A 25541-nucleotide genomic window follows, 5' to 3' on the forward strand; every position below is an offset into this window, starting at 1 on the left:
CCGCTTGCGGCGGCGCTGATGGTCGGCGTCTCGGGCGGCGCCGTGCTGGCGCAGGGTGGCGAAAAGAAGGTGATCGGCATCTCGATCCCCTCGGCCACGCATGGCTTCATGGGCGGGCTGAACTGGCACGCGCAGGAAACCATCAAGCGGCTGAACACGACCTATCCGCATATCGAGTTTGTGCTGTCGACGGCGGGCGATGCCTCGAAACAGGTCAATGACATCGAGGATATGATCGCCACGCGCAATATCGACGCGCTGGTCGTGCTACCCTTCGAATCCGAGCCGCTGACCGCGCCGGTCAAATCGGTGAAAGAGGCGGGCAAATGGGTGACGGTCGTGGACCGCGGTCTCTCGGAAGAGGGGATCGAGGATCTCTACGTCGCGGGCGACAACACCGCTTTCGGGCGCGTGGCGGGCGATTACTTCAAGGCCCATCTGAAATCGGGCGCGAAGATCGTGATCCTGCGCGGCATCCCGACCACACTCGACAATGAGCGCGTCGAGGCTTTCGAGAAAGCCATCGACGGTTCGGGGATCGAGATTCTCGACAAGCAGCACGGCAACTGGAACCGCGACGATGCCTTCAAGGTCATGCAGGATTATCTGACCAAATTCCCGCAAATCGACGCGGTTTGGGCGGCAGATGACGACATGGCGCTTGGTGTGCTCGAGGCGATTTCCGCTTCGAAGCGCGAGAAGGAAATGTGGGTCATCGGCGGCGCCGGGATGAAGGAAATCGTCAAGCGGATCATGGACAAGGACCCGCAGCTGCCAGTCGACGTCACCTATCCGCCGGCGCTGATTTCCTCGGCCATCGAAATGACCGTGCTGAACTTTGAATCGGATGCGCCGATGTCGGGCCGCTTCATCATCGGCTCGCGTCTGATCACGCCGGAAAACGCCGCGAAATTCTACTTCCCGGACAGCCCGTTCTGATCCGACAAACCTTCGCCGCGGCCTCAGCCTCCCTGAAGCGCCGCGGCGATCTCTGCCCCGTGAAGGCTGAAGGCAATCGCCGCCAGCATCAGCGTGATGAGCAGCACAATCAGATCATGCCGCCGGTCCCAGGCGGCATGTTTGCGCGCCAGCCAGACCGCAATCGGATAATTGGCGAAATAGGCGATGCCCTGCCCCGCCAACACGCCCGGCAGCCCGTAGAAATAGGCGCCAAAGCTGACCAGAATCGTATAGATCAGCGCCCGTGAGCCCTGCATCACAAAGACCCCGCGCGTGTCTCCCGCCGCCAGCGCCGAATAATCGTAGCTGATCGTCAGGATCTGCGGCAGCTGCAACAAAGCGATCAGCACCAAGAGCTCGCCCGCGCTGTGATAGCGCGAATCGTAAAGCCCGCCGACCAGCCCCGGCCCAAAGACCACGAGAATCGCCACGCCCAAGATCAGCAACCCCGCCACCGCCGCCCGCGTCTTGGCGAGCACACGGCGGTTGTGGGCGGTCTCTCCCGGAGGATGCTGGCGATACATCGGGATGAACAGCCGTCCCCCGATCGCGCCGCCCAGCATCATCGGCACGGTGCCGAGGAACAGCCCGATATTGTAGATCCCCAGCTCGTTCAGCGTGAGCACGCGGCCCAGCACCAGCCGGTCGCCCTGAAAGAGCAGGAAGCCGCAGATCGTGCTGAGAAAGATCCATTTGCCGAAGCGCACCAGCTCTTCGCGCGCGGCGGGCTCCATGCGGAAGCGGTCGATATGGCCGGGCAGGAAGGTCCAGGTCAGCACGAGCTGGACCACAGCGCCCGCGACATTGCCGAAGACCAAAGCCCAGACCGATTGCAGCCACAGCGCGGCCAGCACGGTGATGCCGATGTTAAGCGCCTGCGCGACCAGCTCGATCGTGGTCAGCCGGCCGAGATACATATGCCGCGCCGCGCTGTCGATCCGCGTCGGGAAGAAGCCGCCGATGAAGAGCGAGATCGCCGCGACCGGGAAAACATGCGCGAATTGCGGTGCCTGATAAAAGATCGCCAGCGGCCAGGCGAGCAGCGTCGAGACCGCAAGCAAGATCCCGCCCCGGATGATCTTGAGCGTCCAGGCCGTGTCGAGGAAAGCCGGATCATCCCCGCGCTTGCTTTGCTGGATCGAGGGGCCAAGCCCCATATCGCTGAACATCGTCAGCCCGATCAGAAAGCCGGTGACCAGCGTCATCAGGCCGAAGTCATCCGGGCTGAGAATCCGCGTCAGGATGAGGTTCGAGGCCAGGCGCATGACCTGCCCGCCGCCAAATCCGATCATGGAAAAGAGCGAGCCGGTCAGGGCCCGAGAGGCCAGCGAGCCGCGGCTGGCGCGGGGATTTTCCATCTCAGTCTGAACCGAGGTTTCCGCCTCAGACATTGCTTAACCGCTGCCCATCGGGCCAACGACACCCGGAGAGGGCACGCCGGGCAGCAGCCCCAGCAGCCAGACCGAGCCGATGAAGGTCCAAAACAGGATCAGCCCGATATAGATCTTGCGCCGCCAAGCCTTGTCGAGATCTTCGTCGGTTGGGACATAGGCCAGCTCGACAAAGGGCTGGATCCCGGTCGAGCGGGCGAATTGCGCCGCACTATGCAGCACCGGCTGGCGCATCTCGGCGATGAAGGCCAGACCGAGCGAGAAGAAGATACTGCCGAACAGCCCGAGAACCGCGCTTTTCTTGCGACCCGACAGCGCCGGATATTCCGGGGCAAGCGCGCGCTCCAGCACGACGAAGCGTTCGGTCTGGTTGTTTTCCTGCAAGCTTTGCAGGGTCTCGACCTCGGCCAGACGGCGCGAGATCTCGTTATAGCGGTCGCGCTGGCGCTGCTGCTCGCGCGAGAGGGTTTCATATTCGCGCACGACTTCGGCGGAATGGCTGCGGGCGATCTCGATTTCCTGCTGGCGGCTGTTCACGGCGGCCTTCTGGGCGCGCAGCTGGCGCAGCTGGGCGTCGATCAGCTCGACCTGCTCCAGCGTGACGCGCGAGGTATCGCTGAGGCCGCCTTGCGTCAGACGGCGGACGTTTTCCTGCAAGCGGGCGATTTCGGGGTGATCGGGCGCGAGCGTGCGCTTGGCCTGCGACAGCTCGACCTCGGCGGCGCGCAGCTGCTGGACCAGCGAGGCGGCACTGCGCCCCGAGCCTTCGACGGTCTGCGTGTTGTCGCCCGCCTGCAGCGCCAGACGCTCGCGCTCAAGCGACATGATATCGCGGTCGAGCGTCGCATCCTGTTCGGACAGCTGGGTCAGTTGGCTCTGAATATAGGCCTGCGACGAGGGCAACGCGTCTTCGTTCTTCGAGGTGAATTCGGCGACCTTGCGGTCATGGGCATCAAGTTCGCCCTGAATTCGCGCCTCTTCGCCGGTCAGAAACTGCTGGGTTTCCTGAATGCGCGACTGGCGGCTTTCTTCATCGCGGTTAATGACGCTGTCGGCAAAGTCATTGGCGATCGCCGCAGCCTGCTGGGCGGTGCCGCCCTGTGCGGTGATGATGATCGCCGCCAGCGAAGCACTGGTCGTCGCGCCCTGCCCCGGCGCCGCGACGCTGTCGATGCGCATCGAGCGGCGCAGCAGATCGACCTTCTGGTTCTCGCTGAGCGGCAGGTTGACGTAAAGCTGGTGACGGTCGATCACGCTGAGAAGGTTCGAGCGCACCATCATCCGCTGTTCGATCAGCTGCACCCGGCGCGCGACCGGCACGCCGGAATCGCTGGCCGGATCGACAATGGCCGGGGCCTCGATCTGGATGACCGCCGAGGATTCAAAGACCCGGGGCGAGGTCACCGCCAGATAAAGCGCCACCAGAATGCCCAGACAGAAGACGGTCAGCACAAGGGCCAACCGCCTCCGGATCATGGAAACGAGATCGTCGATCGATTGTATCGGTCCCACGGCGGCGCCCTATTTCTCGGATTTATTCAAGATAACGCCCATCAGCGGCGGCTGATCGACCAAAAGCTTCTCGGCCTTGCGGATATCGGCGGCGACCGTCGCGGTGCCGTCCGCCACCAGCAGGATCGCATCGGCGAGCGGCAGGGCCGACAGGCCGACATCATTGCCCAACAGCGGCGCCATATCGTAAATGACGTAATCGGCGGGCAATTGATCATGCAACCGGTCAAGCCCGTCGATGAAACGCGCGCTTTGCAAGAGCTCGGCCGGGTGATCCTCGGGCGCGGCCGGGGCCAGCACCGCAAGATTGGGCTGATCGGCCAGATGCAGCACCAGCCCGCCCAGATCCTCGCCGCGCCGCAGGGCCAGCCGAACCGAGGACGAGCCTTCGGTTTCCAGATGGCGCGCAATCGCGGGATCGGCAAAGTCGAGATCGGCCAGCGTCACATGCACGCCCTCTTGGCGCAGGATCGCCCAGGCCAGCTCAAGCGCGATGGTTGTGGCGCCCGCGCCCTTGGTGACCGGCACGATCGCCAGCCGGGTCCAGCCACGTTCACGCATTTCGCGCAAAAGCCGGGTCCGCATCAAGGCGATGCGACCGACACGCTCGACCTCAGGCCGCTGATCGCCGGGCGTGCCGGCTCGATCGAAGGGAAACAATGTGCGCCTCTCAGTACCAAACAACTCGCCGACGGCCAGACCCTCCTTCGCAGCAGAGCGTTTCGCGTCGAGCCTTGTCTCAGTGCTGTCTGTCAAGAGACTGTTCCTTCGGCAAGCCATTCTTCACCGATGACACGGTCGGCGACGCCATGTTATCGTCCCGGCCATGCATGGGACAACCGAAAATACCGATACAATTCAGCCGAGCAGCCCGTCCGAGGGTGCGCGGCCTCTCCGTTTGGCTGCAATCGCGATTGGGCGTAACGAAGGCGAGAGACTGGTGCGTTGCCTGACCTCGCTGCTGCCACATGCCGAGCGCGTGATTTACGTTGATTCGGGCTCGACCGATGGCTCGCGCGCCCGCGCGACCGAGCTTGGCGCCGAGGTCATCGCGCTGGACATGACCCGGCCCTTCACCGCCGCCCGGGCGCGGAATGCCGGGCTCGATCGGGTCGGATCGGTCGAATTCGTCCAGTTCGTCGATGGCGATTGCGAGGTCGACGCGAACTGGATCCCGACCGCGCTGGCGGCGATGTCGGCCAATCCCGATCTGGCCGTGGCCGCCGGACGTCGACGCGAGCGCTTCCCCGAGGCCTCGATCTACAACCGGATTTGCGACATCGAGTGGAACACGCCGATCGGCCCGGCGCAGGCGGTGGGCGGCGATATGCTGGCCCGGCGCGAGGCTTTGGTCGAAATCGGCGGCTATGACCCCAGCCTGATCGCCGGGGAAGAGCCCGAAATGTGCCTGCGCCTTGCGCGCGCGGGCTGGCAGATTGAACGGCTCGACGCCGAGATGACCCTGCACGACGCCGCCATGACGCGCTTTTCGCAATGGTGGAAACGCTCGCGCCGGGCCGGACACGCCTTTGCCGAGGTCTCGTGGCGCTATCGCGATGGGCCCGAGGGGTTCTGGAGGCGCGAGGCCCGCCGTCCGCTGATCTGGGCCGGGGCGATCCCGCTGGTCCTGATCCTGGTCAGCGCAACCGTCTCGCCTTGGGCCTTGCTGGGCTTTGCGCTTTACCCCATCCAGATCGCACGTCTCGCGCTGGGAGACCCGGAACCGGCGCGCCGCTGGGGTCGGGCTTTTTTCAACACGCTCGGGAAACTCCCAGAGGCTTGGGGCGTTGCCGAATATCACATCCGCCGCTTGCTCGGCCGCCGTTCGGGGTTGATCGAATACAAATGACCTCCGATTCCGCTGTGCAGATCATCATTCCCGCCCATAACGAATCCGGCTTTCTGGGGCATTGCCTCGATGCCGTGCTGGCGCAGGACTATCAGGGCGCCGCTCATGTGATCGTGGTGGCCAATGGCTGCACCGACGACACCGCCGCGCGCGCGGCAAGCTTTGGGCCCGCGCTGAAGGCCCGCGGCTGGCGGCTCACCGTGGCCGAACTGCCCGAAGGCGGCAAGGTCGGCGCGCTCAACCACGGCGACCGCCTCGCCGGAGAGGGCGCGCGGATTTATCTCGACGCCGATATCCAGATGGCGCCAGAGCTTCTGTCCGGCATCGCCGCCGCCCTTGCGACCGATCAGCCGCGCTATGCTGGCGGGCGGCTGGTGGTGGCGCGCAGCGAAAGCCCGGTCTCGCGCGCCTATGCCCGTTTCTGGCAACGGCTGCCCTTCGTGACGACCGGCGTCACAGGTGCGGGGCTTTTCGCGGTCAATCCGGCCGGTCGCGCGCGCTGGGGCGCGTTTCCGGGCATTATCTCGGACGACACTTTCGTGCGTCTGCAGTTTTCTGAGGACGAGCGCATCCTGGTGAACGAAGCCTATCATTGGCCGATCGCCGAAGGGTTCAGCCGCCTCGTGCGGGTGCGTCGGCGGCAGGACAATGGCGTCAGCGAAATCGCGCGCCTCTATCCCGAACTGCTTGGCAATCAAGGCCATGACCGCCCGAGCCGCGGTGAGCTTGTTCGGCTGGCCCTGCGCGATCCGATCGGCTTTTCGATCTATGCCGCTGTGGCCGTCGCCGTCCGTTCAGGCAGAAACCGTCACGACTGGGCCCGCGGGCGCTAGCCTTCGGGGCGCGCGTGGGTGCCCGACCAGCCCGCTCAATCAAAGCCCGAGCCCTCCGGATCACCGCTGCGCGCGGCTTCACCGAGTCCGACATATCGCACCGAACAGTGAGTCGCGCCAATCCAAAGTGACGTAGGGTCATGAACTCCCGTCGAAGTTCGCCCGGAAGATGAGTGTGAATCCGGCAATGGACGGCCTGCCGAAACATCGCTCGAAATGTCTAAAATGCCTTCGAAAATTTTCCGCTAACTCATTGAAATCAATGTAACCTATCCTTTTCGTCAAGCGCAAATATACGTCTAGTTTTATGAAAATGCGGGGCTATACTGCCTCTATTGTTTTTGTAACGAGTGTCATGATGAAACATCACGTCCACATTGTTGGGGATGATCAGTCCCGCATCGATGGTCACGGTTTCGCTTCTGTTCAGGCGACCGACGGGCTGGCAAAAGGGATCGGTTCGGTTTACGCGCGCTTCGTCAAGCGCGGTCTCGACACCTTGATCATTCTTGCGGCTCTGCCGATCATTCTTCCCGTTGTTCTCATTCTTTCCGCCATCGTCGCTTTCGACGGGCATTCGCCCTTCTATTCGCAGATGCGGGTTGGCCGTTCGGGCCGCAGCTTCCGCCTGTGGAAGCTTCGCACCATGGTTCCGAATGCCGATCAGAAGCTTGCCGCCTATCTCGCCGAGAATGCGCAAGCCAAAGCAGAATGGGATCTGACCCAGAAGCTGAAAAAAGACCCGCGGATCACGCCCTTTGGTCACTTCCTGCGCAAATCCTCGCTGGACGAGCTGCTTCAGCTCTTCAACGTGCTCAAAGGCGACATGAGCATCGTTGGCCCGCGTCCGATGCTGCTGGAACAAGCCCAGCTTTACCCCGGCGCAGATTACTACCATCTGCGCCCCGGTGTAACCGGCCTGTGGCAAATCTCGGACCGTAACGACAGCACCTTCGCCGCCCGCGCGACCTATGATGCGCGTTATGCGATGGATCTGAGCTTCACCGGCGATCTTCGGATCATGTATCAAACCGTCGGCGTCGTGGTGCGCGGCACCGGTTATTGATCCGGGCCAGCACATCAAGCTGATGCGACAAAGCGGCGCCGCAGGTTACTGCGAGCGCCGAAATTGTGTGACCACGGTCTCGGCTGTGCCGTCCTCCGCCCAATGCGAAAGCTCATCACGCTCTGTCTCTGCTTGGAACTTACGCCAGGCGAGATAAAGCATCGCGCTGGCTCCGGTCACCGAATACAGGCAGAGCAGCGACAAAATAGACATCCCGGTCCATCGGGCAGCTGCAAAAGTCAACGCAGCTGCGGCGATGGATGAGGTTCCCAAAATCCCAAACAGCGTCTTGCCCCTTCCAATTGGGTCGCTTCCGAGCACGCGTCGGGCCTTGGTCGGGCCGCAAATCGCGAGACGGTTTCAATAAACATCTCAGATCTGGCCCCGGTCACAAAGCCGACTCTCAGGTCGACATTTTTCACTGGGCCAATTTCGCCTAAAAGAGTTAAAAATTTGGCAATACTATGCCGATAATCTCGAACAAAACACGGATAAGTAGAATTGAGCAAGAAGCTGCCGCGAATCGGTTACATCGTCAATACCTATCCACGCCCCTCGCATAGCTTCATCCGGCGTGAAATCGTCGCAGTGGAGCGAATCGGTTTTGACGTGCATCGCTTCGCCATGCGCGGTGATCTCGCTCAACTCAAGGATGCAGGCGATCTGGCGGAACATGAGCGGACCGAACGGGTTCTGGAACGCGGGAGTCGCGGTCTGGCGGGCGCCTTTTTCGGCGCCGCTTTCCGCAAACCGCGGCAGTTTCTGACGGCGCTGCGCCGCGCGCGGTCTCGGGCGAAGGCGGGCGAATCGTCCTTCCCGCGCCAGATGATCTATCTCGCCGAAGGTGCGATCGTGGCCGCGCGGGCGAAAGAGCTGGGGCTCGACCATCTGCACGCGCATTTCGGCACCAATTCGACCTCGGTTGCGCAATATGCGCATCTTCTTTCCGGGGTTCCTTACAGTTTCACGGTCCACGGCCCCGAGGAATTCGACCGTCCCGAGGCCTTCGATCTTGGCGCGAAGATTGCCGATGCAAAATTTTGCGCCGCAATCAGCAGTTTTGGCCGGTCTCAACTGTTCCGATGGGCCGAGCCGGCGGACTGGGCGAAGGTCGAGATCGTGCATTGCGGGATCGAGCCCGCCCGCTGGGGCGCGCCCTCGGCCTTTCCCGGCGGGATGGCACTGCGCCTGGTCGCGGTCGGGCGGTTTGCCGAGCAAAAGGGCTTTGGGCTGCTGATCGACGCTTTCGCCAAGGCGCATCGGCAAAACCCGAATTTGCAGCTCTCGCTGGTTGGCGACGGCCCGCTTCGCCCCGAGATCGAGGCGTTGATTCGGCGCGAATCTCTGGGCGATGCGGTCGAATTGCTGGGTTGGCAGGACGAAACCGGCGTGCGCGCCGCGGTGACCGCCGCGCATCTCATGGTCATGCCCAGCTTTGCCGAAGGGCTTCCGGTCGTCATCATGGAGGCCATGGCCAGCGCGCGTCCGATCATCGCGACCTATATCGCCGGGATCCCCGAGCTGGTGCGCCCGGGTCAGGAGGGCTGGCTTGTGCCTGCGGGCGATAGCGCGGCTTTGGCCGAGGCCATGTTGACGGCGGCGGCAGCCGATCGCGTCACGCTTGAGGCGATGGGGGCCGCTGCGCGCTGCCGCGTGTTGGCGCGCCATGACATCGACGCCTCGGCGGAAAAGCTGGCGCAGCTCTTTACCGCGACCGCCAACTGATCGCGAGAAGATGGCCTTCCGCGATCTCCCAACGACCGGAGATCACGGCGCCACAGCCAAGCTGCGCGCGAAAGCGCCGCCCCCGCACCACCAGCGCCAGATCCGAGAAATCGAGCATTTGCAGGCTTTGCGGAAACTGGCTTTTATAGACCGCCTCCTTGGCGCAAAAGCACAGCAACTCGTCGGGCACGCCCTCGGCGGAGATCCGAAAGGGCGCGATGATCTCGGCCATGCCCTCGGGCAGCCTGGCAGCCATCGGCTCGAGATCGACGCCGGGCATCAACCGGGTGTCGCGCGTGGCCAGAGCAACGCAAAAGCGTGCGCTGTGACTGAGCGAAACCGCGAGGCCCGGCGGCAAATCCGGGCGCCGATCCGGCAGGATGCCAATCGGCTGCAAGGCAGGCAAAGCCATGCCCGCCCGCGCGCAAGCTCGCCGGATTGCCAACCGCCCCGCCGCGAATTCGGCCTGCCGCTTGGGCACGGCACACGCGACCGCCTTGGCCTCAAGCGGCAAAAGCCGCGCGGCAGGATCGCCGATTTCCTCGACCGCGCAAGCAAGGCCCGGCGGCATGATCCGCCGGGCTGCTGCTTCGATCTCTTGCTGCGCGGTCACCCGTTCTGACGAAGCTGCGCGCGCAACGCCCGTCGACGCGCCATCGTGTCGCTGATCGGGGCCGCTGCCGGCGCGCTCAGGATCTGCGGCGTGGGTTGAGCGGGCGCGGCGGGCGCCGGTGCCGCGGCGATTGGCGCGGGTGCTGGCGCGACCGGTTTGGCTGCGATCGGCGTGCTCGGCGCCAGTCCCGAGACATGTTTCTGGAACGCCTCGAAGACCGGGAAGCGGAAGATATCCGTCACCCCCAGCCGCGCCAGCCCCAGCTGATCGCGCAGGGTCCGGTGCAGTTGAATCGCCAGCAGCGAGTGGCCGCCCATTGCGAAGAAATTGTCGCGCGGCAGGATCTGCGGCACGCCAAGCGTCTCGCGCCAGATGCGAGCGACCGCGTCCAGCAGCTCGGCCTTTTGCGCGGCGGCAGGTTCTGGCTGGGCGATAGGCGCCGCTGTCACGACCACGGGCGGCGCGACCGGAGCCGGTGCCACGACCGGAGCCACGCGCGTGACCACCCCACCCGGAGGCGGCAATTGCTTGCGGTCGATCTTGCGGTTCGGCGTCAACGGCATCTGGTCAAGAGTCACGATCCGGCCCGGCACCATATGGCCCGGCAGATGCGCGATCAGGGTCTCGCGCATTTTGGCCTCATCGACGCTCGCGCCGGTGACATAGCCGACGAGACGACGGTCGCCCGGACTGTCCTCGCGCACGATCGCCACCGCGTCGCGCACGCCCGGCAAAGCCGCCAAAGCCGATTCGATCTCGCCCAATTCGATGCGGAACCCGCGAAGCTTGATCTGGTGATCGGCGCGACCGAGGTAGTCGAGCAGACCATCCTCGCGCCAACGCACGAGATCGCCGGTCTTATACATGCGCGCGCCGCCCGGCGCGGCATGGCCGGGGGTCACGAAAGGATCGGGACGGAAGGCCGCCTCGGTCAGATCGGGGCGCTGCCAATAGCCGCGCGTGACGCCATGCCCGCCGATCCAGAGCTCGCCCTGCCCGTCCGGAGGCACAGGATTTCCTTCGCCGTCAAGGACATAGACCTGCGTATTGGCAATCGGACGGCCCAGAGTGACCTCTGCGCCCTGGCTCAGATCCGCGACAGTCGACCAGATCGTCGTCTCGGTCGGGCCATACATGTTCAGGATCTTCGCCCCGCTCGCCTTGCGCAATTCGGCCAGAAGCGTGGGCGGCAGCGCCTCGCCACCGACCATGATGCATTTGAGCCGGGCGAGTTCCGTCGCAACCACCGGGTCCGAGACCAGAATCCGCGCCATCGAGGGCGTGCATTGCAGATGGGTCACGCCATAGCGGCGGATCTGCGCGGCAATCGAGAAATCGCTGTCATCCTCGACCGGGTTCACCGCACGACGCAGCTCGGCCAGCAGCGGGAAGCCCTCGACCACCTGCGCGGGCGCGATGCCGTAATCAATGAGGCAGGCGATTTCGCCGACGCCAATGCCACGCAGATGCTCGACCCGCGCAATCGCATCCTCGAGCGAGCCAAAGAGGCCCGAATCCTCGAAATAGCGCAGGAAGGCGAATTCGAGGATGCCGTCCATCTCGTCGTCAGACAGCGAGCCGAGATCGATCGCCATCGGGTTCGACATGCCTTCGGGGCGACGGAAGGCCGGGAAATCCCAGGCATATTGCTTCACCAGCGCCGCGGCCGAGCGCAGATAGGCCTTCATCGGCTCGCGCGCGATTTCCCGCGCCGTCTCGCGATCCGCGGCAAGGCAGGTGTGCAGCATCAGCGAGACCTTGAATTCGGCCGGGTCATGGCCCGCCTCGCGGAGCGCCGCGTGGTAATCCTTGATCCGCGCCTCGACCACCTCGATGCTTTGGCCAAGGAGATGCGTCAGGACGTTCATGCCCAGACGCCCGGCCTCTTTCCAGGTGTCAGGATTGCCCGCGACGGTCATCCACAACGGGATTTCCGGCTGAACCGGACGCGGCTGGGTCACGACCGCGAAATCCTTGCCGTCGCCGGTCGGGAAGGAAACCGCCTCGCCGCGCCACAAGCGGCGCAGCTGGTCGATCCCTTCGATCATCGAGGGCTTGTTCTGCGGCGGACGGTTTTCGGGACGCAGGACGAAATCATCGGGCTGCCAGCCCGAGGCAATCGCCAGCCCGGCGCGACCGCCGGTCAGGTTGTCGATGACCGACCATTCCTCGGCGACGCGCGCGGGATGGTGCAGCGGCAGCACGCAAGAGCCCGCCCGCACCGCGATGTTTTTCGTCACCGCCGCCACCGCCGCACCCGAGACCGAGGGGTTCGGATAGGGGCCGCCGAACGCGTGGAAATGGCGCTCGGGCGTCCAGACGGCGGTAAAGCCGTTTTCGTCGGCAAAGCGCGCGCCATCGAGCAAGAGCTTGTATTTCTGCGGCCCCGGCCCGTCGTCATTGCCCCAATAGAACAGGCTGAAATCGATCTGCTTGCCCGAGGGACGCGGCGCGCCTCCCGAGACCGCCAGTCGCGATTCCTCGCCCGCGATCACCAGTTTCATACCGCGCGCGAGCGTCCAGAAGATCTCGAGCACGGAAATATCGAACGACAGGCTCGTCACCGCAAGCCAAGCGTCGCCCGGCTGGTGGGGAATGAACGCATCCATGCCCGCAAAGAAATTGGTGACATTTCGGTGCTCGACCATCACGCCTTTCGGCCGTCCGGTCGAACCCGAGGTGAAGATCAGATAGGCGATGTTTTCTGGCTGAACGGCGGTAACCGGCGCCTCGGCCACGGCCGGAACCGCCGCAGGAATGGTGATGACCTGCGCGCCATGGGGCGGCAGATCGCCTTCGCGTCCGGCCTCGACCAAGACGACCGAGGCGGCGCTGTCCTCGACATAAAGCGCGATGCGGTCGGCGGGATAATCGGGGTCGAGCGGCACATAGGCCCCGCCCGCTTTCAGGACGGCCAAGGCCGCAATCACCAGCTCGGGCGAGCGGCGGGCGAAGATGCCGACCGGCTTGTCCGGGCCGACGCCCAGTTCGACCAATTGGCGGGCCAGCGCATTGGCGGCGCGGTCCAACTCGCCCCGCGTCAGCTTACGGTTTTCAAAAACCACGGCCACAGCATCGGGATCGCTGGCCGCCGTCGCCGCGATCAGCTCGTGGATGGTTGCGGGCGTGAACGCGACGGCGGTCTGGTTTCGGGCGTAAAGCAGGTCCTGACGCTCGGCGTCCGAGAGCAGCGGCAGGTCTTTCAGCAAAGCCTCGCCTGGCAGCGAAAGACCCGCTCGGATTGCGCCCGCAGCCCGCTCGGCCCGCGCCGCCGAGATCCGGCTCGCGTCATAATCGATTCGCCCGCGGCCCCCGCTCAACACCACGCGCAAAGCGGTGGGCAGCGGGGTATCGCTGAGGCTGATCGCGAGATCGGGCAGCGCCGCTTCGCGCAATTCGGGCGCGCGGCGCAACAGGTCGAGCATGAAGGGCCCGCGTTTTGCGATCTGCGCGATCTGATCCGCCAGCCCCTGCCCAAGCGCCGCGAGCGTGCTGCGCGGCGCGGCATCGACGCGGAGCGGCAGCCAGGGCGAGAGAATCCCCTTGGCCTCGGCCAGGGTCTCGGGCTGGAAGGCGATGTCGGTCTCGACCTGCCCGGCCAGCCGCGCCAGAACGGCGGCGGCCAAAGGCAAAGCGCGGGTCGCGTCGATCTCGCCCAGATCAATCTGGGTCAGCGCGGCATCCTCGGCGGTGACGCCGGGCAAAACCGCCGGGCTCATCCGCGCCAGACGCTTGCGCCAGAAGCCGTCAGCCTTGGCCGCAGGCCCCGAGAGCGCCGTCAGCCGCGCCTTTTCCTCGGCCGCCAGCAGTGGCAAAGGCGAGGCGATTTGCACCACCGGATGCGCCAGCACCAGCCGCACCGCACCATCCGCGACCGCAACGGTCAGCTCGTCGCCGAGATGTTCGAGCAGCTGACCGGGCGCGCCGCTGCCCTCGGCATAATCCGCCGCGCGGACCGGCAGGATGCGACCGCAGGCCAGTTGCAGCTTGGGCTCGGCCAAGGGGTTCCAATAGCCGCTGTGATCGAGCGCGCGCACCAGATCGACGATCTGGCGGGCGTTTTGGCTGAAATCGATCAGGCTTGCCGCCTCGGGGCGCTTGTCGAGCGCGTAATAACCGCGCTGGCTCAGATCCTGCTTTTGCCGGATCGGCGCGCCGTTTTCGAGCATCTGGATGACATCGGCAAAGGCCTCGGCCCCGCGCGCAAAACAGCGCGCATTCATCGTCAGCGCATTGTCATCGGGCCGGATCGGGAATTGCCGGGTCGCGAGAATATCGCCCTCGTCAATGCCGCCCTCGATCAGATGCCAGGTGATGCCATGATCGGATTTGCCCTCAATCATCGCCCACAAAGGCACATTCAGCCCGGCCATGCGCGGCAGCGGACCATCGTGGAAATTGATCGCGCCCAAACGCCCGCGCGCCAGCATCTCGGGCTTCAGGACCGAGAGATTGGCGACGCTGAACAGCCAGTCGGCAGCCGGGGCATCGGCGGCCAAAGGCGCGTCCTGATCTTCGACCCTGAGGCCCGCGCCCTGCGCCCAATCCCGCAGATCTGGGTTGCGCGTCACCACGGCGGCAATGCGATGCCCGCGCGAGATCAGCTCTTCGGTCGCATGGCGCATGAGGGATTCATTGCCAATGACGATGGCGGAAAATTCGGTCATGACTGTCCCTTTTCGAAATGGGCTGGCTTTGGCTGGCGACGCAAAGCATGGCGCGTCAGCAAGCCCAGATGTCCTTCCGGCGCGCCATGCGGCTGGCGCTGGATCAGGCAGCGCAGCCGCCAGAGGCCGGTGCCCGCCACATGCGCGGCGGTCGCAAACAGCGCCCCCGCCCGACCGTGATGTTTCTCGAAATAGCGGCGGCGCGAATCATACCAGTAATCCGGCACGCGGCCCCATTTCTTCATCCCGGTCGAGGCCGAGCCGATATGAGCGATCTCGCTTTCCCAGACGTAATGGGTCTCCCAACCGGCATCGGCGGCGCGGCGACAGAGATCGGTTTCCTCGAAATAAAGGAAAAAGCCCTCATCAAAGAGCCCGATCTGATCGAGCACCTCGGCCCGCATCATCATTGAGGCCCCCGCCGACCAATCGACGCGCAGCGAATGGTCGGGCTGCGGCATGGCGACAATGCGGTTGCGCAAAAGCCGCGAAACCGGGCCGATCCGCGTCGTCGCCTCGAATTCGCCCGCGACCGAGGGGAAACGGAAGGCAGTGTGATGGGGCTCGCCATCCATGCCGCGAATGCGCGAGCAGACGATCCCGGCCTTGGGATGGGCGGCGAGGTAGTCGATCAGAACCCGGATCGCGCCCGGCTGCGGGATTGCGTCCGAATTCAGCAAATAGACCAGATCGGCCCGGCGCCCATCCGGCGTGCCCTGACGGATGCCGTAATTATTGCCCGCGCCAAAGCCGCCATTGTGACCGGATTCGACAATCGCCAGCCGTCCCGAGGCAAGCCAGCCGCGCGCTTCCGCCTCGGCCCGCATCTTCTCGAAGGAGCCATCGCCTGAATCGTTATCGACGAGCGTCACGCCGCCCGCGATCCCCTCCATCTCGCGCAATGCGCCTTCGACCGCCATCAGCGACAGATCGGGCGTGCGGAAATTCAGGACGATTGTGTTCAGAACAGGACCAGACATTCTTACTCCGCCGCTTCGGCACGCGCCGCGCCTGCCCGATCCGCCTCACGCAGGATCTCGCGCAGGACAGAGGCAAGGCGGCGCACATTGGGTTCAAGCACCATGGAATCATGGTCGCCCGGCACTTCGATGACACGCAGCTGCGGCATCCACTCTGACCAGCCGTTGTCGTCGAGCAGATATTCGCGACCCGTCGTGACCCAGCGCCCGCCCGAGACCTTGAAACGGGGATCGAGCGGCGGCCGGAACATCGCAACCGGACCGTCCCAGCGGCTCAACTCGACCTTGGGCAAAGCCGCGCGGAACGAGGCCTCGATCGCGAGATCGTGGAAGGCCGCACCATCTCCCTCAGGCGCGGCGGCCTGCGCGCGCTGGCGCTTGGCCATCTGATAGCCAAGCTTGTTTTTCACCCAATTGGCGGCGAAAGCCGGGCCTTGCTCGCGCATTTCGCTAAAGCGGATCAGGATTTTGTCCTGTTTCGACAGCGACGGTCGCAGCGGCAGCGGCGTGTCGAGCATGACGAGCTGCGCCACCTCTTCGCCCGCATCGCGCAAGAGCCGCGCCATTTCCAGTGCGATCAGCCCACCGCCCGAGAATCCGCCGAGCAAATAGGGCCCGTTCGGCTGGACCTGCCGCACCTCTTCCAGATAATCGCGCGCCGCGTCGATGAAGCTCTCATGCGGCTTGTCGTCGCCGAAAAGCCCGCGCGCCTGCAGCCCGTAGAAATGCCGGTCCGGCCCGATCCTTTGGGCAAGCTGGCGCAGGTTCATAATATTGCCGAACATGCCCGCGACCATGAAGAAGGGCGTGCCCTGCTCCGCGCCGCCCATATCGACGACGAAACGGCGAGCGGGCGCGCCTGCCTCGGTCGAGGCGACTAGACGCGGACCCGGCTGGGGCAGACCGTCGCGCGGCGCGATCCGGGGGGCGATCAGCGCGGCGAGCTGTGCAATCGTCGGCGCCTCGAAAAGCGTCGAGATCGGCAGATCGATCCCCATCGCCTTTTTCACCTGCGCAAACATCCGCACCGCGATCAGCGAATGGCCTCCGAGATCGAAGAAACTATCCGCCGCACCGATCTGGGCAATGCCCAGCAGCTCGGACCAGATCGCGGCAATCTCGGCTTCCAGACCCGGCGCGGGCTCGACGAAATCGGCCTCGAGCTCGGGCCGCTCGAACCCGCCCTCGCCCGGCCCGCTGTCCTCGGTCAACGCGGCTTCGGTGATCAGATGCGGCAGATCGAGCGAGGAGACAAAGACCTGCGGCAAGCCGGTCGCCAAGGCGCGGTCGAGCATCTCCGGCCCGATCTCGGCGGGGATGCCTTGCGAGATATTGTGATGCAGCCGCCGCTCGGCCGGGCTGAGCGGACGCGCCGCCTCGACCTTGCGCGGCGCGGCGCTGAAGCCGCCCTCCAGACGGCGAATGGCAAAGCCGCGGATCTCGACCACGACGGTCCCGTCGGGTTGGGCCAGATCAATGTCAAACTGCGCCATGCCCGCCGCCGCCGTATTCGTCCCGGCATTGCGGATGCGGCTGAGGACATGGCCGCCCATCGGGCCGTGAACCGTGATCGAGGCATAGCCCATCGGCACCCAGAGGTGATCGGGCCGCCAGCCCTCGACCAACTCCATCGCCCAACCTGTTGCGATATCGAGAAGGGCCGGATGCAAGATATAGCCCTGCGCCAGATCACCGGCAAAGGCCGGATCCAGGGCCAGCTCGGCAATCCCCTCGCCGCCCGCGATGCTGTAGCGGCGCAGAACCTGCCAGCGCTGGCCAAAGCGCATCTGGCTGTCCTGGGCCGAGCGCAAGGCAGCACCCTGCCCGTCCTTTTGCCAGATTTGCGGCGCGCTCACGCCCCGCGGCACGCCTGCCTGAACCGTGCCGATCAGCGCGGTGACATTGGCATCGGCCTGCGGATCGTCGAGCACCTGCACGCGCAGGCGGTCTCCCTCGGGCTCGACGCGGACCGTGACCAAGGCCGAGCCACCATCCGCGACCAGCACCGGGCGCAGGAATTCGAGGTCCGAGATCTCGATCGGCAGGGCAAGCCCCGCCTCGACCGCGGCCTCGGTGATCAGCTCGACCCAGCCCGTGCCCGGCATCAGCGCCTGACCCGAGGCAGTGCGGTGGCCGCCGATGATCCAATCCTCGATCTTCAAAAGCTTGCGGAACTGCCGCCCGCGCGGGCTGGGCTGGCTGTCGTCCAAAAGCGGCCGCCCGACCGGCGCTGCCAAAGTCTCTGCTGCGCGGTCGAGACCCGCCGCCCGCGCCGCCATCCCGGCGTCGGCCCAGACGCCCCAATTGACCGCGAGCACCTGCCCGAAGGCCGCTGGGGCCGAACGCGCCACCGCGTTCAGATATTCATTCGCCGCGACATAATCGGCCTGCCCCGCCGCCCCGATCACCGAGGAGGTCGAGGAAAACAGCACCGTCCGCTGGACCGGATGATCCTTGAGCGCCTCGGCCAGAGCCTGCGTGCCCAAAAGCTTCGGCGCCAGAACGTCCCAGGCCTCTTCGTCGGATTTCGCCGCGATCAGCGCATCGCGGGTCACGCCCGCCGCGTGCAGCACCGTATCGACCGAGCCAAAGCGCGCCCGCGCCTCGGCCAAGGCGCGGCGCATATCCTCGGGGCTGGTCACTTCGGCGCGCACCGCGAGAACCTCGGCCCCCAAGGCCTCCAACTGGCGCACCGCCGCCTCGACCGGAGCAGAGGTCACCGCGCCGCGCGTCGTCAGCACCAGCTTCGCCCCGCCCTTCTGCGCCAAATGGCGGGCAATGGTCTGGCCGATACCGCCGAAACCGCCGGTGATCAGCGTCACGCCTGCCGCCGCAGTCGCGACCTCGGGCAAGGCGGCCGCCTCGATCCCTTGGGCAAAACGGCGCGCGCCGCGCCACGCCGCAACCTCGACGCCGGTCGGGGGCGAGAGCACCTCTTCGGTCAGTTGCGCGGCCAGCACATCGAGCGCCGCCTCGTCGGTTTTCGCCCCGCCGAAGGCCGAGCGCCGGGTTTCGGGCGCGCGCAGATCAACGAGCCGCGTTGAGACCCCCGCCGCCTCATGCGGCAGCACACGCAGCGGGCCAAGCGCGGTCGCCTTTTCGGGCTGCGTCGCCACCTCGCCCGAGACCGACAAAGCGTCCGAAGTCGCCGCGATCAGCTCGATCTTGGCATCGGGCAGCTCGGTGCCAATCGCCTGCGCGAGGTGCAAAAGGCTGAAGAAACCGCGTTCAAGCCGGGTGTTCAGCACCGACGAGCCGGGGCGGATGCGGTCCTCGGTCGTGACCGACCACAGATGCACGATCCGCTCGGGCGTGCGGCCCTGCCCGATCAGCGCGGCGAGCAGGATCTCATAGCCTTCGCGGTCGGATTCGGGCGGCAAGGTGAAATTGCCCTCGCCCTGATCGTGGAAGCGATCGCCCGCACGCACGCGCGAGACGCTTTGGCCAAGCCCCGTCAGCCGGGTGGCGAGACGCTCGCCTAAGCCCGCCTCATCCATGAAAATCAGATAGTTGTGCTGACCCGCGGCAATCGGCAGGCCATTCGCGCCGATCTCGACCTCGGGAGCCGCCAGACGCCATGCCGGACGCCAGCCCCAATTCGCGGGATCTTCGATGCGCACCAATTCCTCGGCGGCCTGCGCCGTTTCAGGCTGGGCGGCTTCGATGAAATAGCGCTTGCGCTGGAACTGATAGCCGGGCAGCGACAGGCGGCGGCGCTGGATGCCGCCCCAGATCTGCGCCCAGTCGATGCCGACGCCCGCCGCCCAAAGCCGTGCGAGACCCAGCATGAAATAGACATCATCGCCCACCGCATGATCGCGGTGGCGCAGGGTCGAGACGACCTGATTGGAGCTGAGCGCGGCATGGGATTGCGCCATGACCTTCATCGCGCGACCCGGCCCGACCTCAAGGAAGATCCGCCCCGGCACGCGCGCCAAAGTGTCGATCCCATCGGCAAAGCGCACCGTGCCGCGCAGATGGGCGACCCAGTAATCGGGATCGGTCGCCTCGGCATCGCTCAGCACCGCGCCCGAGCGGTTCGAGATGATCGGCACCTGCGGCGGGTTCAGCGGGATGCGCGCCAGATAATCGCGGAAGCGGCCGAGGATCGGTTCCAGCATGCGCGAATGGGCGGCGATGGCGATGGCGATGCGCTGCACCTCGATCCCGCGCGCGGCCATTTTGGCCGCAAACGCATCGAGCTTGTCATCGGGGCCGGAGACCACCGACAGGCCCGGCGCGTTCACGGCGGCGAGGTCGAGCTCCAGCTCGCCCAGCTCGGCGGCGAAGTCCTGCGGGTCAAGCTCGATGCTGAGCATGCCCCCCGCCGGAACGGTGTCGAAGAGCTGGCCGCGCAGATGGACAAGGCCGATGCAATCCTCGAACGACATCACGCCCGCCAAAGCCGCAGCGGTATTTTCGCCCATCGAATGGCCGATCAGAGCGGCGGGCTGGACGCCCCAACTGATCCAAAGCTGCGCCAAAGCATATTCAGTGATCATCAAGAGCGGCAATTGCAGCGAGGGCTGCAACAGGCGCTGATCGGCGGCCTTGCGACCTTCCTCAGACGGCAGCCAGAGCGCGCGCAGGTCCTCGCCGCTGGCTTTCGCCATATGGTCGAGGCCCCGGTCCATCCATTCGCGGAAGACCGGCTCGGTCGCGTAAAGATCGCGCGCCATGCCCGCATATTGCGCGCCGCCGCCGGGCAGCATGAAGATGACCTCGGCATCCTCGGCGACGAGCTGCTGGTCAAAGACGAGCTGCGGATCGGGGCTCGCGAGATATTTCGCGGCCTCTGCCGGGTTATGCGCCACCGCGACGCGGCGGCGGTCGAACCGGCGGCGGCCATGGGTCAGCGTGAACGAGAGATCGGCCATATCCGTCTCGGGATGGGCCTGAAGCCAGCCAGCCATTGCCTGCGCATTGGCGTCCAGCGCGCCCTTGGTCCGCCCCGAGACCGCGACAATGTGGAAGGGCCAATCCGAGGCGGCGGGCGGCGCGACCAGCGGCGGGTTCTCGACCACGACATGGGCGTTCGTGCCGCCCACCCCCAGCGAGTTCACCCCGGCGCGGCGCAAAGGCGCGTCCCAGTCGCGCAGCCGGTCATTGACCTGAAACGGCCCGCCCTCGAAGTCGATCGCGGGGTTCGGACGCTCAAACCCAAGGCTTGGCGGGATCTTCCCGTGATGGACCGAAAGCGCGGTCTTGATCAGGCTCGCGCCCCCGGCTGCGGTATCGAGATGGCCGATATTCGTCTTGACCGAGCCGATATAGCAGGGCGCAGAACGCGGCCCCGGCACCAGCTCATAGGCTTGATTGAGCGCGGCAACCTCGATCGGATCGCCAAGCGCCGTGCCGGTGCCGTGGCATTCGACATAGCCGATCGAGCCCGCATCAACGCCCGACATCACCAAAGCCTCAGAGATCGCCTTGGCTTGCCCCTCGACGCTCGGCGCGAGATAGCCCGCCTTGGCCGCGCCGTCGTTGTTGATCGCCGAGCCCTTGATCACCGCCCAGATGTGATCGCCATCCGCAAGCGCATCCGACAGCCGGCGCAGCACCAGAACCGCCGCGCCCGAGCCGAAGACCGTGCCCTGCGCGCGATGGTCGAAGGCGTGGCAATGGCCGTCGGGCGAGAGGATCTCGTTTTCCTTGTAGAGATAGCCGCGCCCCTGCGGCAGCTCGATGGTGACGCCGCCCGCCAGCGCCATATCGCTTTCGCCCGACATCAGCGATTCGCAGGCCATATGGATCGCCACCAGCGAGGTCGAGCAGGCGGTCTGGACGTTCACGCTCGGCCCGGTCAGGTCGAAGACATGGCTGACGCGGGTCGAGAGGAAATCCTTGTCATTGCCGGTATGGCGCAACAGGAAATGCCCGACATTATCCACGAGATCGCGGTTCGAGCAGATGTTCCAATAGAAATAGCTGCCCATGCCGCAGCCGCCGAAGACGCCGATCGGCTTCTTGAAATCCTCGGGCATATGGGCCGCGTCTTCCAGCGCGCTCCAGCAGGTTTCCAGAAACTTGCGGTGCTGCGGGTCCATGATCGCGGCTTCCTTGGGGCTGAGCCCGAAGAATTCCGCGTCAAAGCCGTCGAACTCGGCCAGAGGCGCTGCCGCGCGCACATAGTTCGGATCGCGCAACCGCGCGCGCGACTCTCCCGCCGCGATCAGATCTTCCTCTGAGAGCGGGCGAATGGACTCGACGCCCCGGCAGAGATTGTCCCAATATTCCGCAATATTGGCCGCGCCCGGAAGCTGCGCCGCCATGCCGACAATCGCGATGTCGGTGCTTTCGGCATTCAGCAGTTCGGAAGACATATCCGGGCCCCTCAAGAATAAACTAACCAAACGAGATCGGCCGCCAATCCGGCCGCCTCTACAATTTCTTGCTTATATAACAAGTGCCCCGGCTTCGCCTATATGACCGGGGTCAATCCTGCCTTTTTCGACAGGATTTTCTGCGCGGGCTGACCGCCATCAGAAAAATACCCGCCCTGCCGCATCCGCGCAGCACTGCCTGCGACCAGACCGGCCATCATCCAGGTGTTCGGCGTCAGCGTCGCATTCGGGATGAGATCGACCATGTTCAGCCCGATAATCAAGGCCACCGCCGCCAGATTCATCTGCTCATGCGAGATCTGCATCGGCCCGCCCTTGGGCCAACTGCGCCAGAGCATGAAAAGCGGCACCAGCATCAGGCCGAATTGCGCGATGAAGCCCAGAAGGCCGCGCGCGCCCAGAATGACGATCCAGGCGCCGTCGGGAATGGTCAGATAGCGCGTGCCATCCGCATCCAGCAGCAGCGCCCGGCCCCAGCCGCCCCAGCCGAAATAGGGGCGCTCCTTGGCGCGTTCGAGCAGCATGGTCTCGTTGCGCAGCCGGAAGGCCAGCGACTGGCCCCGGTCCTGATCGGCCTGCAAGGTGGTGTCGACGATTTTCTCGATCGGCATCCAAGGCTGGGCGCGCAGCACCGGATAGGCGCAAACCAGCGTGCCGAGGAGCGCCGCCAGCGCCACCATCCGGCGCGGGCGTGCGAACCACAGGAAGGGCAGCGCCAGCCCGAACTGCAAGATCACCCCGGCCGATTTGCACATCAGCAGCATCATCCCGAGATAGCCGGAAATCCCATACCATTTCCGGTTCCGCTTCACCCGCGTCGTGGCAATCGCGCAGACGAGCGCGGTCAGGGTGATGAAGGCGACCCAGAGCGGATGCTCGAGAAAGACGATCGGGCGATAGCCGCCATAGCGCATGGTCTGGACGAAATCGTGCTGGAAATAGCCATAGACCCAGACGTTCATCTGCGGCGACAGACGCACCTCGAGGATCATCAGCACCGAATAGGTCAGAAGCGCCGAGACGAAGGCCTTGACCAGCACCTTCGCCCCCTCGGGGTTCGACAGATAGCGGTAGGCCAGCCAGAAGGGCAGCAGCTGCGGAAAGACCATCAGCGCATCCATCATCGAGCCGGTCAGCGTCACGCCGGGCCGCACCGAGACCTCATCCACCAGCGCGTCGCGGTTGGTGAGCCCGGTCAGCAAGGGCGAGAGCACCGCGCAGAGCAGCAAGAACCCGATCACCCCGACCAGCCGCGGCGGCGGGTCGAGCGCCGCTTTATCCTTGCTCGCCAAGGTGAAGAGCCAGGCAGAGAGCGCGGGAATCGCCGCCTTGTCGAGCCCCGGGCCCAGAGGCAGGGGAATCACCGCCAGCGGTGGCAGCACCAGATAACCGCCCAGAATGGTCCAGACGATGGCCTTTTGCAGCGGCAGCCGGGAAAACAGGATGCCGGTCACCACGGGCCAGATCATCAGCATCAGCAGCGCCTGCGGTGACATCAGCCCGCGCCTCCCATGCCGATCAAGCCTAGGCAAACTACCATGACACCACGCCCGACGTTGCAATCGCGACCGCCGCGACCCATGCTTGCACCGGGATAGCCGCAGCGAGGGGCAAGATGCAATTCCACTTTCCGGACGGCGTAAACGTCCGGGTTAACAGCACGGACGAGAAAAGCCTTCTCGCCGAGGTCGGGCGCCGTCTGAAAACGGGCCAACCCTTTGCAATTGCGACAATCAATGTCGATCACCTGCAACGTCTGGGCGAGGATCCGGTGTTTCGCCGCGCCTATGCCGCCCATGATCTGATCTGCGCCGATGGCAATCCGATCGTCTGGCTGTCGAAGATCGCGAAAAAGCCGGTCGCGCTGGTGCCGGGCTCGGATCTCGTCGTGCCGCTGATGCACGAGGCCGTCGCGGCGAATGTGCCGGTGGCGCTGGTCGGGGCGAATGACGATTCGCTTGCCAAGGCGGCGGATCGGCTGCGCGCACTGGTGCCGGGGCTGCGGATCGTGCTTTGCCATGCGCCCGGTTTTCCCTTCGATCCCGAGGGGGACGAGGGCGCCGAGATCATCGAGAAGCTGCGCGCCTCGGGGGCGCGGCTGTGTCTTCTGGCGCTCGGCGCGCCGCGTCAGGAACGCTTCGCCATCCGTGCCCGTGATGCGCTTGGCAATGTCGGCTTTGCCTCGATCGGCGCCGGGCTCGACTTCCTCTCCGGCCATCAGCAGCGCGCGCCGAAGCTGATGCGGCAGGTCAAGATGGAATGGCTTTGGCGAATGCTCTCGAACCCCAAGCGGCTGGCGGCGCGCTATGCCAAGGGCTTTGGCATCCTGCCCGGTCATGTCATCCGCGCGGCGCGGCAAAGGTCAGATCAATCGGGCAGGTGAGGTTGAAGACCCGTTTGAGATGCTCCATCCGCGCCGCGAATTCGCTTTCGAAATCGTGGCGCCGGGCATAGGCGAGCGCAGCCTCGGCAGTGGCAAGCACGGCCGGACGATCGGCGGCGAGCTCGGCGATCCGGGCCGCCATGCGCCGGGTCTGGTTCATCGGCACCGTCCAGCCGCCACTTGAATCGCGCACCAGCGGCGACAGCATCTGATTGTCAAAGCCCAGAACCGGCAGGCCGCAGCCCATCGCCTCGATATAGGTGCAGGAGGGATCGGACTGGACATGGCAGCTGACAAACAGATCCGCCTGCTGGCGCGAGACTGGAACCAGCGTCGTTTCAAAGGGAACCGGGCCGTGCAGCGTGACCTTGTCGCCAAGCCCCTTGGCCGCGATTTGCGCGCCGATCTGCGGGGCGAGGCTGCCATCGCCATAGATCGCGAAGGTGAAGGGCACATCTTGCGCCGCAAGCTGCTCGGCCAGCGGGATCAGCAAATGCGCGCCTTTGAGCGCCTCGAGCCGCCCGGAATGGATCAGCCGCAACGGCCCCCCCGCCGCGTGATAGCGCTTGCGCACCGCCATCTCTCCGGCGGTCGCAAACATGTCGCGCCGCATCCGATTGTCGAGATAGCGCAAGGCATATTGGTTCAGCGCGCCGTAATCCTGCGCCGCCGGAAAGCCGTTAAGCTGGATCCCATCGGCCTCACGCAGTGCACGGCGGCGTTTCTTTTCCTGGCGATAGTTCCACAGCGCCGACCACAGCCGCTTCGCCAGACTGCGGTTCTGGTCGATCATGGCAATGCGCAGCCGGGTGCCGAGTGTATATTCGATGCCGTAAACGACCGAGAGCCCCATATTCTTGGCGGCCGGCCCGATCTGCAACTGATCCGTCATATCGGCAGAGACCAGCACCAGGCCCGGGCGCGCTTCAAGCGCGCTGGCGGCGGGCGCATCGGGCGCCAGCAACGTCACGTTGAAGCCAAGCTCCTCGGGCGCATAAAGCGAGGTGAAGGGCAAAGCCGCCTGCCCCGCATCGCGCATCACTGCCGTGACCGGACCGCCCCATTGCGCCGCATGAAGCCGCATTCCGGCGACGAATTTATCGTCGATGCGCAGCTGCCCATTCTCGGCGGACAAGGCAGGGGCCGCCGAGAAAAGCGTCAGATGGGGAAGTGTCTCAGTCATGACCGTCCGAAGTCCCGAGCAAAGGATAATGCAGC

Annotated in this window: 16 protein-coding genes; 6 read left to right on the forward strand and 10 right to left on the reverse strand. The window is 65.2% G+C overall.

All coding sequences use genetic code 11. From position 1 onward, the window contains the following. The first annotated feature begins 18 nt into the window (after positions 1-18). Positions 19-939, forward strand: coding sequence for an ABC transporter substrate-binding protein (locus JCM7686_RS15825; protein ID WP_236635897.1), 921 nt, complete (start codon positions 19-21; stop codon positions 937-939). A gap of 23 nt (positions 940-962) precedes the next feature. On the opposite strand, the gene JCM7686_RS15830 is transcribed toward JCM7686_RS15825, so the two are convergent. From JCM7686_RS15830 to JCM7686_RS15840, 3 genes are read right to left on the reverse strand one after another with little or no spacing between them, the layout of a single operon-like run. Further along, the gene (locus JCM7686_RS15830; protein WP_020951801.1) at positions 963-2351 is read right to left on the reverse strand and encodes an oligosaccharide flippase family protein; all 1389 of its coding nucleotides are present in this window, start codon (positions 2349-2351) and stop codon (positions 963-965) included. 3 nt (positions 2352-2354) lie between these two features. Next, positions 2355-3863 carry a GumC family protein gene (locus JCM7686_RS15835; RefSeq protein WP_020951802.1) on the reverse strand — a complete coding sequence of 503 codons (1509 nt, stop codon included), beginning with the start codon at positions 3861-3863 and terminating at the stop codon, positions 2355-2357. A 9-nt stretch (positions 3864-3872) separates the two neighbouring features. Further along, positions 3873-4619, reverse strand: coding sequence for a P-loop NTPase family protein (locus JCM7686_RS15840; protein WP_148292636.1), 747 nt, complete (start codon positions 4617-4619; stop codon positions 3873-3875). A 70-nt stretch (positions 4620-4689) separates the two neighbouring features. On the opposite strand from JCM7686_RS15840, the gene JCM7686_RS15845 reads away from it, so the two are divergent. The 3 genes from JCM7686_RS15845 (at position 4690) to JCM7686_RS15855 (ending at position 7611) form a co-directional block, all read left to right on the forward strand. Next, a complete protein-coding gene (locus JCM7686_RS15845; protein ID WP_020951804.1) occupies positions 4690-5712 on the forward strand; it encodes a glycosyltransferase in 1023 nt (340 codons plus the stop codon). Then, on the forward strand, positions 5709-6545 hold the full coding sequence (locus tag JCM7686_RS15850; protein WP_020951805.1) for a glycosyltransferase family 2 protein: 837 nt from the start codon (positions 5709-5711) through the stop codon (positions 6543-6545). Before JCM7686_RS15845 ends, JCM7686_RS15850 begins: the two co-directional genes overlap by 4 nt. A 358-nt stretch (positions 6546-6903) precedes the next feature. Continuing rightward, complete coding sequence (locus JCM7686_RS15855) at positions 6904-7611, forward strand: sugar transferase (protein WP_084621184.1); 708 nt, start codon at positions 6904-6906, stop codon at positions 7609-7611. Positions 7612-7656: 45 nt separating this feature from the next. On the opposite strand, the gene JCM7686_RS24765 is transcribed toward JCM7686_RS15855, so the two are convergent. Further along, the gene (locus JCM7686_RS24765; protein ID WP_158442373.1) at positions 7657-7824 is read right to left on the reverse strand and encodes a hypothetical protein; all 168 of its coding nucleotides are present in this window, start codon (positions 7822-7824) and stop codon (positions 7657-7659) included. A 288-nt stretch (positions 7825-8112) separates the two neighbouring features. Between JCM7686_RS24765 and JCM7686_RS15860 the strand changes: the two genes are divergently transcribed. Further along, positions 8113-9336 carry a glycosyltransferase gene (locus tag JCM7686_RS15860; RefSeq protein WP_020951807.1) on the forward strand — a complete coding sequence of 408 codons (1224 nt, stop codon included), beginning with the start codon at positions 8113-8115 and terminating at the stop codon, positions 9334-9336. On the opposite strand, the gene JCM7686_RS15865 is transcribed toward JCM7686_RS15860, so the two are convergent. From JCM7686_RS15865 to JCM7686_RS15885, 5 genes are all read right to left on the reverse strand, one after another. Further along, positions 9317-9949 carry a 4'-phosphopantetheinyl transferase family protein gene (locus tag JCM7686_RS15865; RefSeq protein WP_041527419.1) on the reverse strand — a complete coding sequence of 211 codons (633 nt, stop codon included), beginning with the start codon at positions 9947-9949 and terminating at the stop codon, positions 9317-9319. The two genes, JCM7686_RS15860 and JCM7686_RS15865, sit on opposite strands and share 20 nt — an antisense overlap. Further along, positions 9946-14616 carry a MupA/Atu3671 family FMN-dependent luciferase-like monooxygenase gene (locus tag JCM7686_RS15870; protein ID WP_020951809.1) on the reverse strand — a complete coding sequence of 1557 codons (4671 nt, stop codon included), beginning with the start codon at positions 14614-14616 and terminating at the stop codon, positions 9946-9948. The genes JCM7686_RS15865 and JCM7686_RS15870 overlap by 4 nt, the downstream gene beginning before the upstream one ends. Further along, on the reverse strand, positions 14613-15596 hold the full coding sequence (locus JCM7686_RS15875; RefSeq protein WP_020951810.1) for a glycosyltransferase family 2 protein: 984 nt from the start codon (positions 15594-15596) through the stop codon (positions 14613-14615). The genes JCM7686_RS15870 and JCM7686_RS15875 overlap by 4 nt, the downstream gene beginning before the upstream one ends. Positions 15597-15598: 2 nt before the next feature. Continuing rightward, positions 15599-21919 carry a type I polyketide synthase gene (locus JCM7686_RS15880; RefSeq protein ID WP_020951811.1) on the reverse strand — a complete coding sequence of 2107 codons (6321 nt, stop codon included), beginning with the start codon at positions 21917-21919 and terminating at the stop codon, positions 15599-15601. Positions 21920-22017: 98 nt separating this feature from the next. Beyond that, positions 22018-23436 carry an O-antigen ligase family protein gene (locus JCM7686_RS15885; protein WP_020951812.1) on the reverse strand — a complete coding sequence of 473 codons (1419 nt, stop codon included), beginning with the start codon at positions 23434-23436 and terminating at the stop codon, positions 22018-22020. Between the two features lie 119 nt (positions 23437-23555). On the opposite strand from JCM7686_RS15885, the gene JCM7686_RS15890 reads away from it, so the two are divergent. Next, complete coding sequence (locus JCM7686_RS15890) at positions 23556-24323, forward strand: WecB/TagA/CpsF family glycosyltransferase (RefSeq protein WP_020951813.1); 768 nt, start codon at positions 23556-23558, stop codon at positions 24321-24323. On the opposite strand, the gene JCM7686_RS15895 is transcribed toward JCM7686_RS15890, so the two are convergent. Beyond that, the gene (locus JCM7686_RS15895; protein ID WP_020951814.1) at positions 24280-25506 is read right to left on the reverse strand and encodes a glycosyltransferase; all 1227 of its coding nucleotides are present in this window, start codon (positions 25504-25506) and stop codon (positions 24280-24282) included. The two genes, JCM7686_RS15890 and JCM7686_RS15895, sit on opposite strands and share 44 nt — an antisense overlap. Between the last annotated feature and the right edge of the window lie 35 nt (positions 25507-25541).

The sequence above is a fragment of the Paracoccus aminophilus JCM 7686 genome (genome assembly GCF_000444995.1).
GTDB classification, from domain to species: domain Bacteria; phylum Pseudomonadota; class Alphaproteobacteria; order Rhodobacterales; family Rhodobacteraceae; genus Paracoccus; species Paracoccus aminophilus.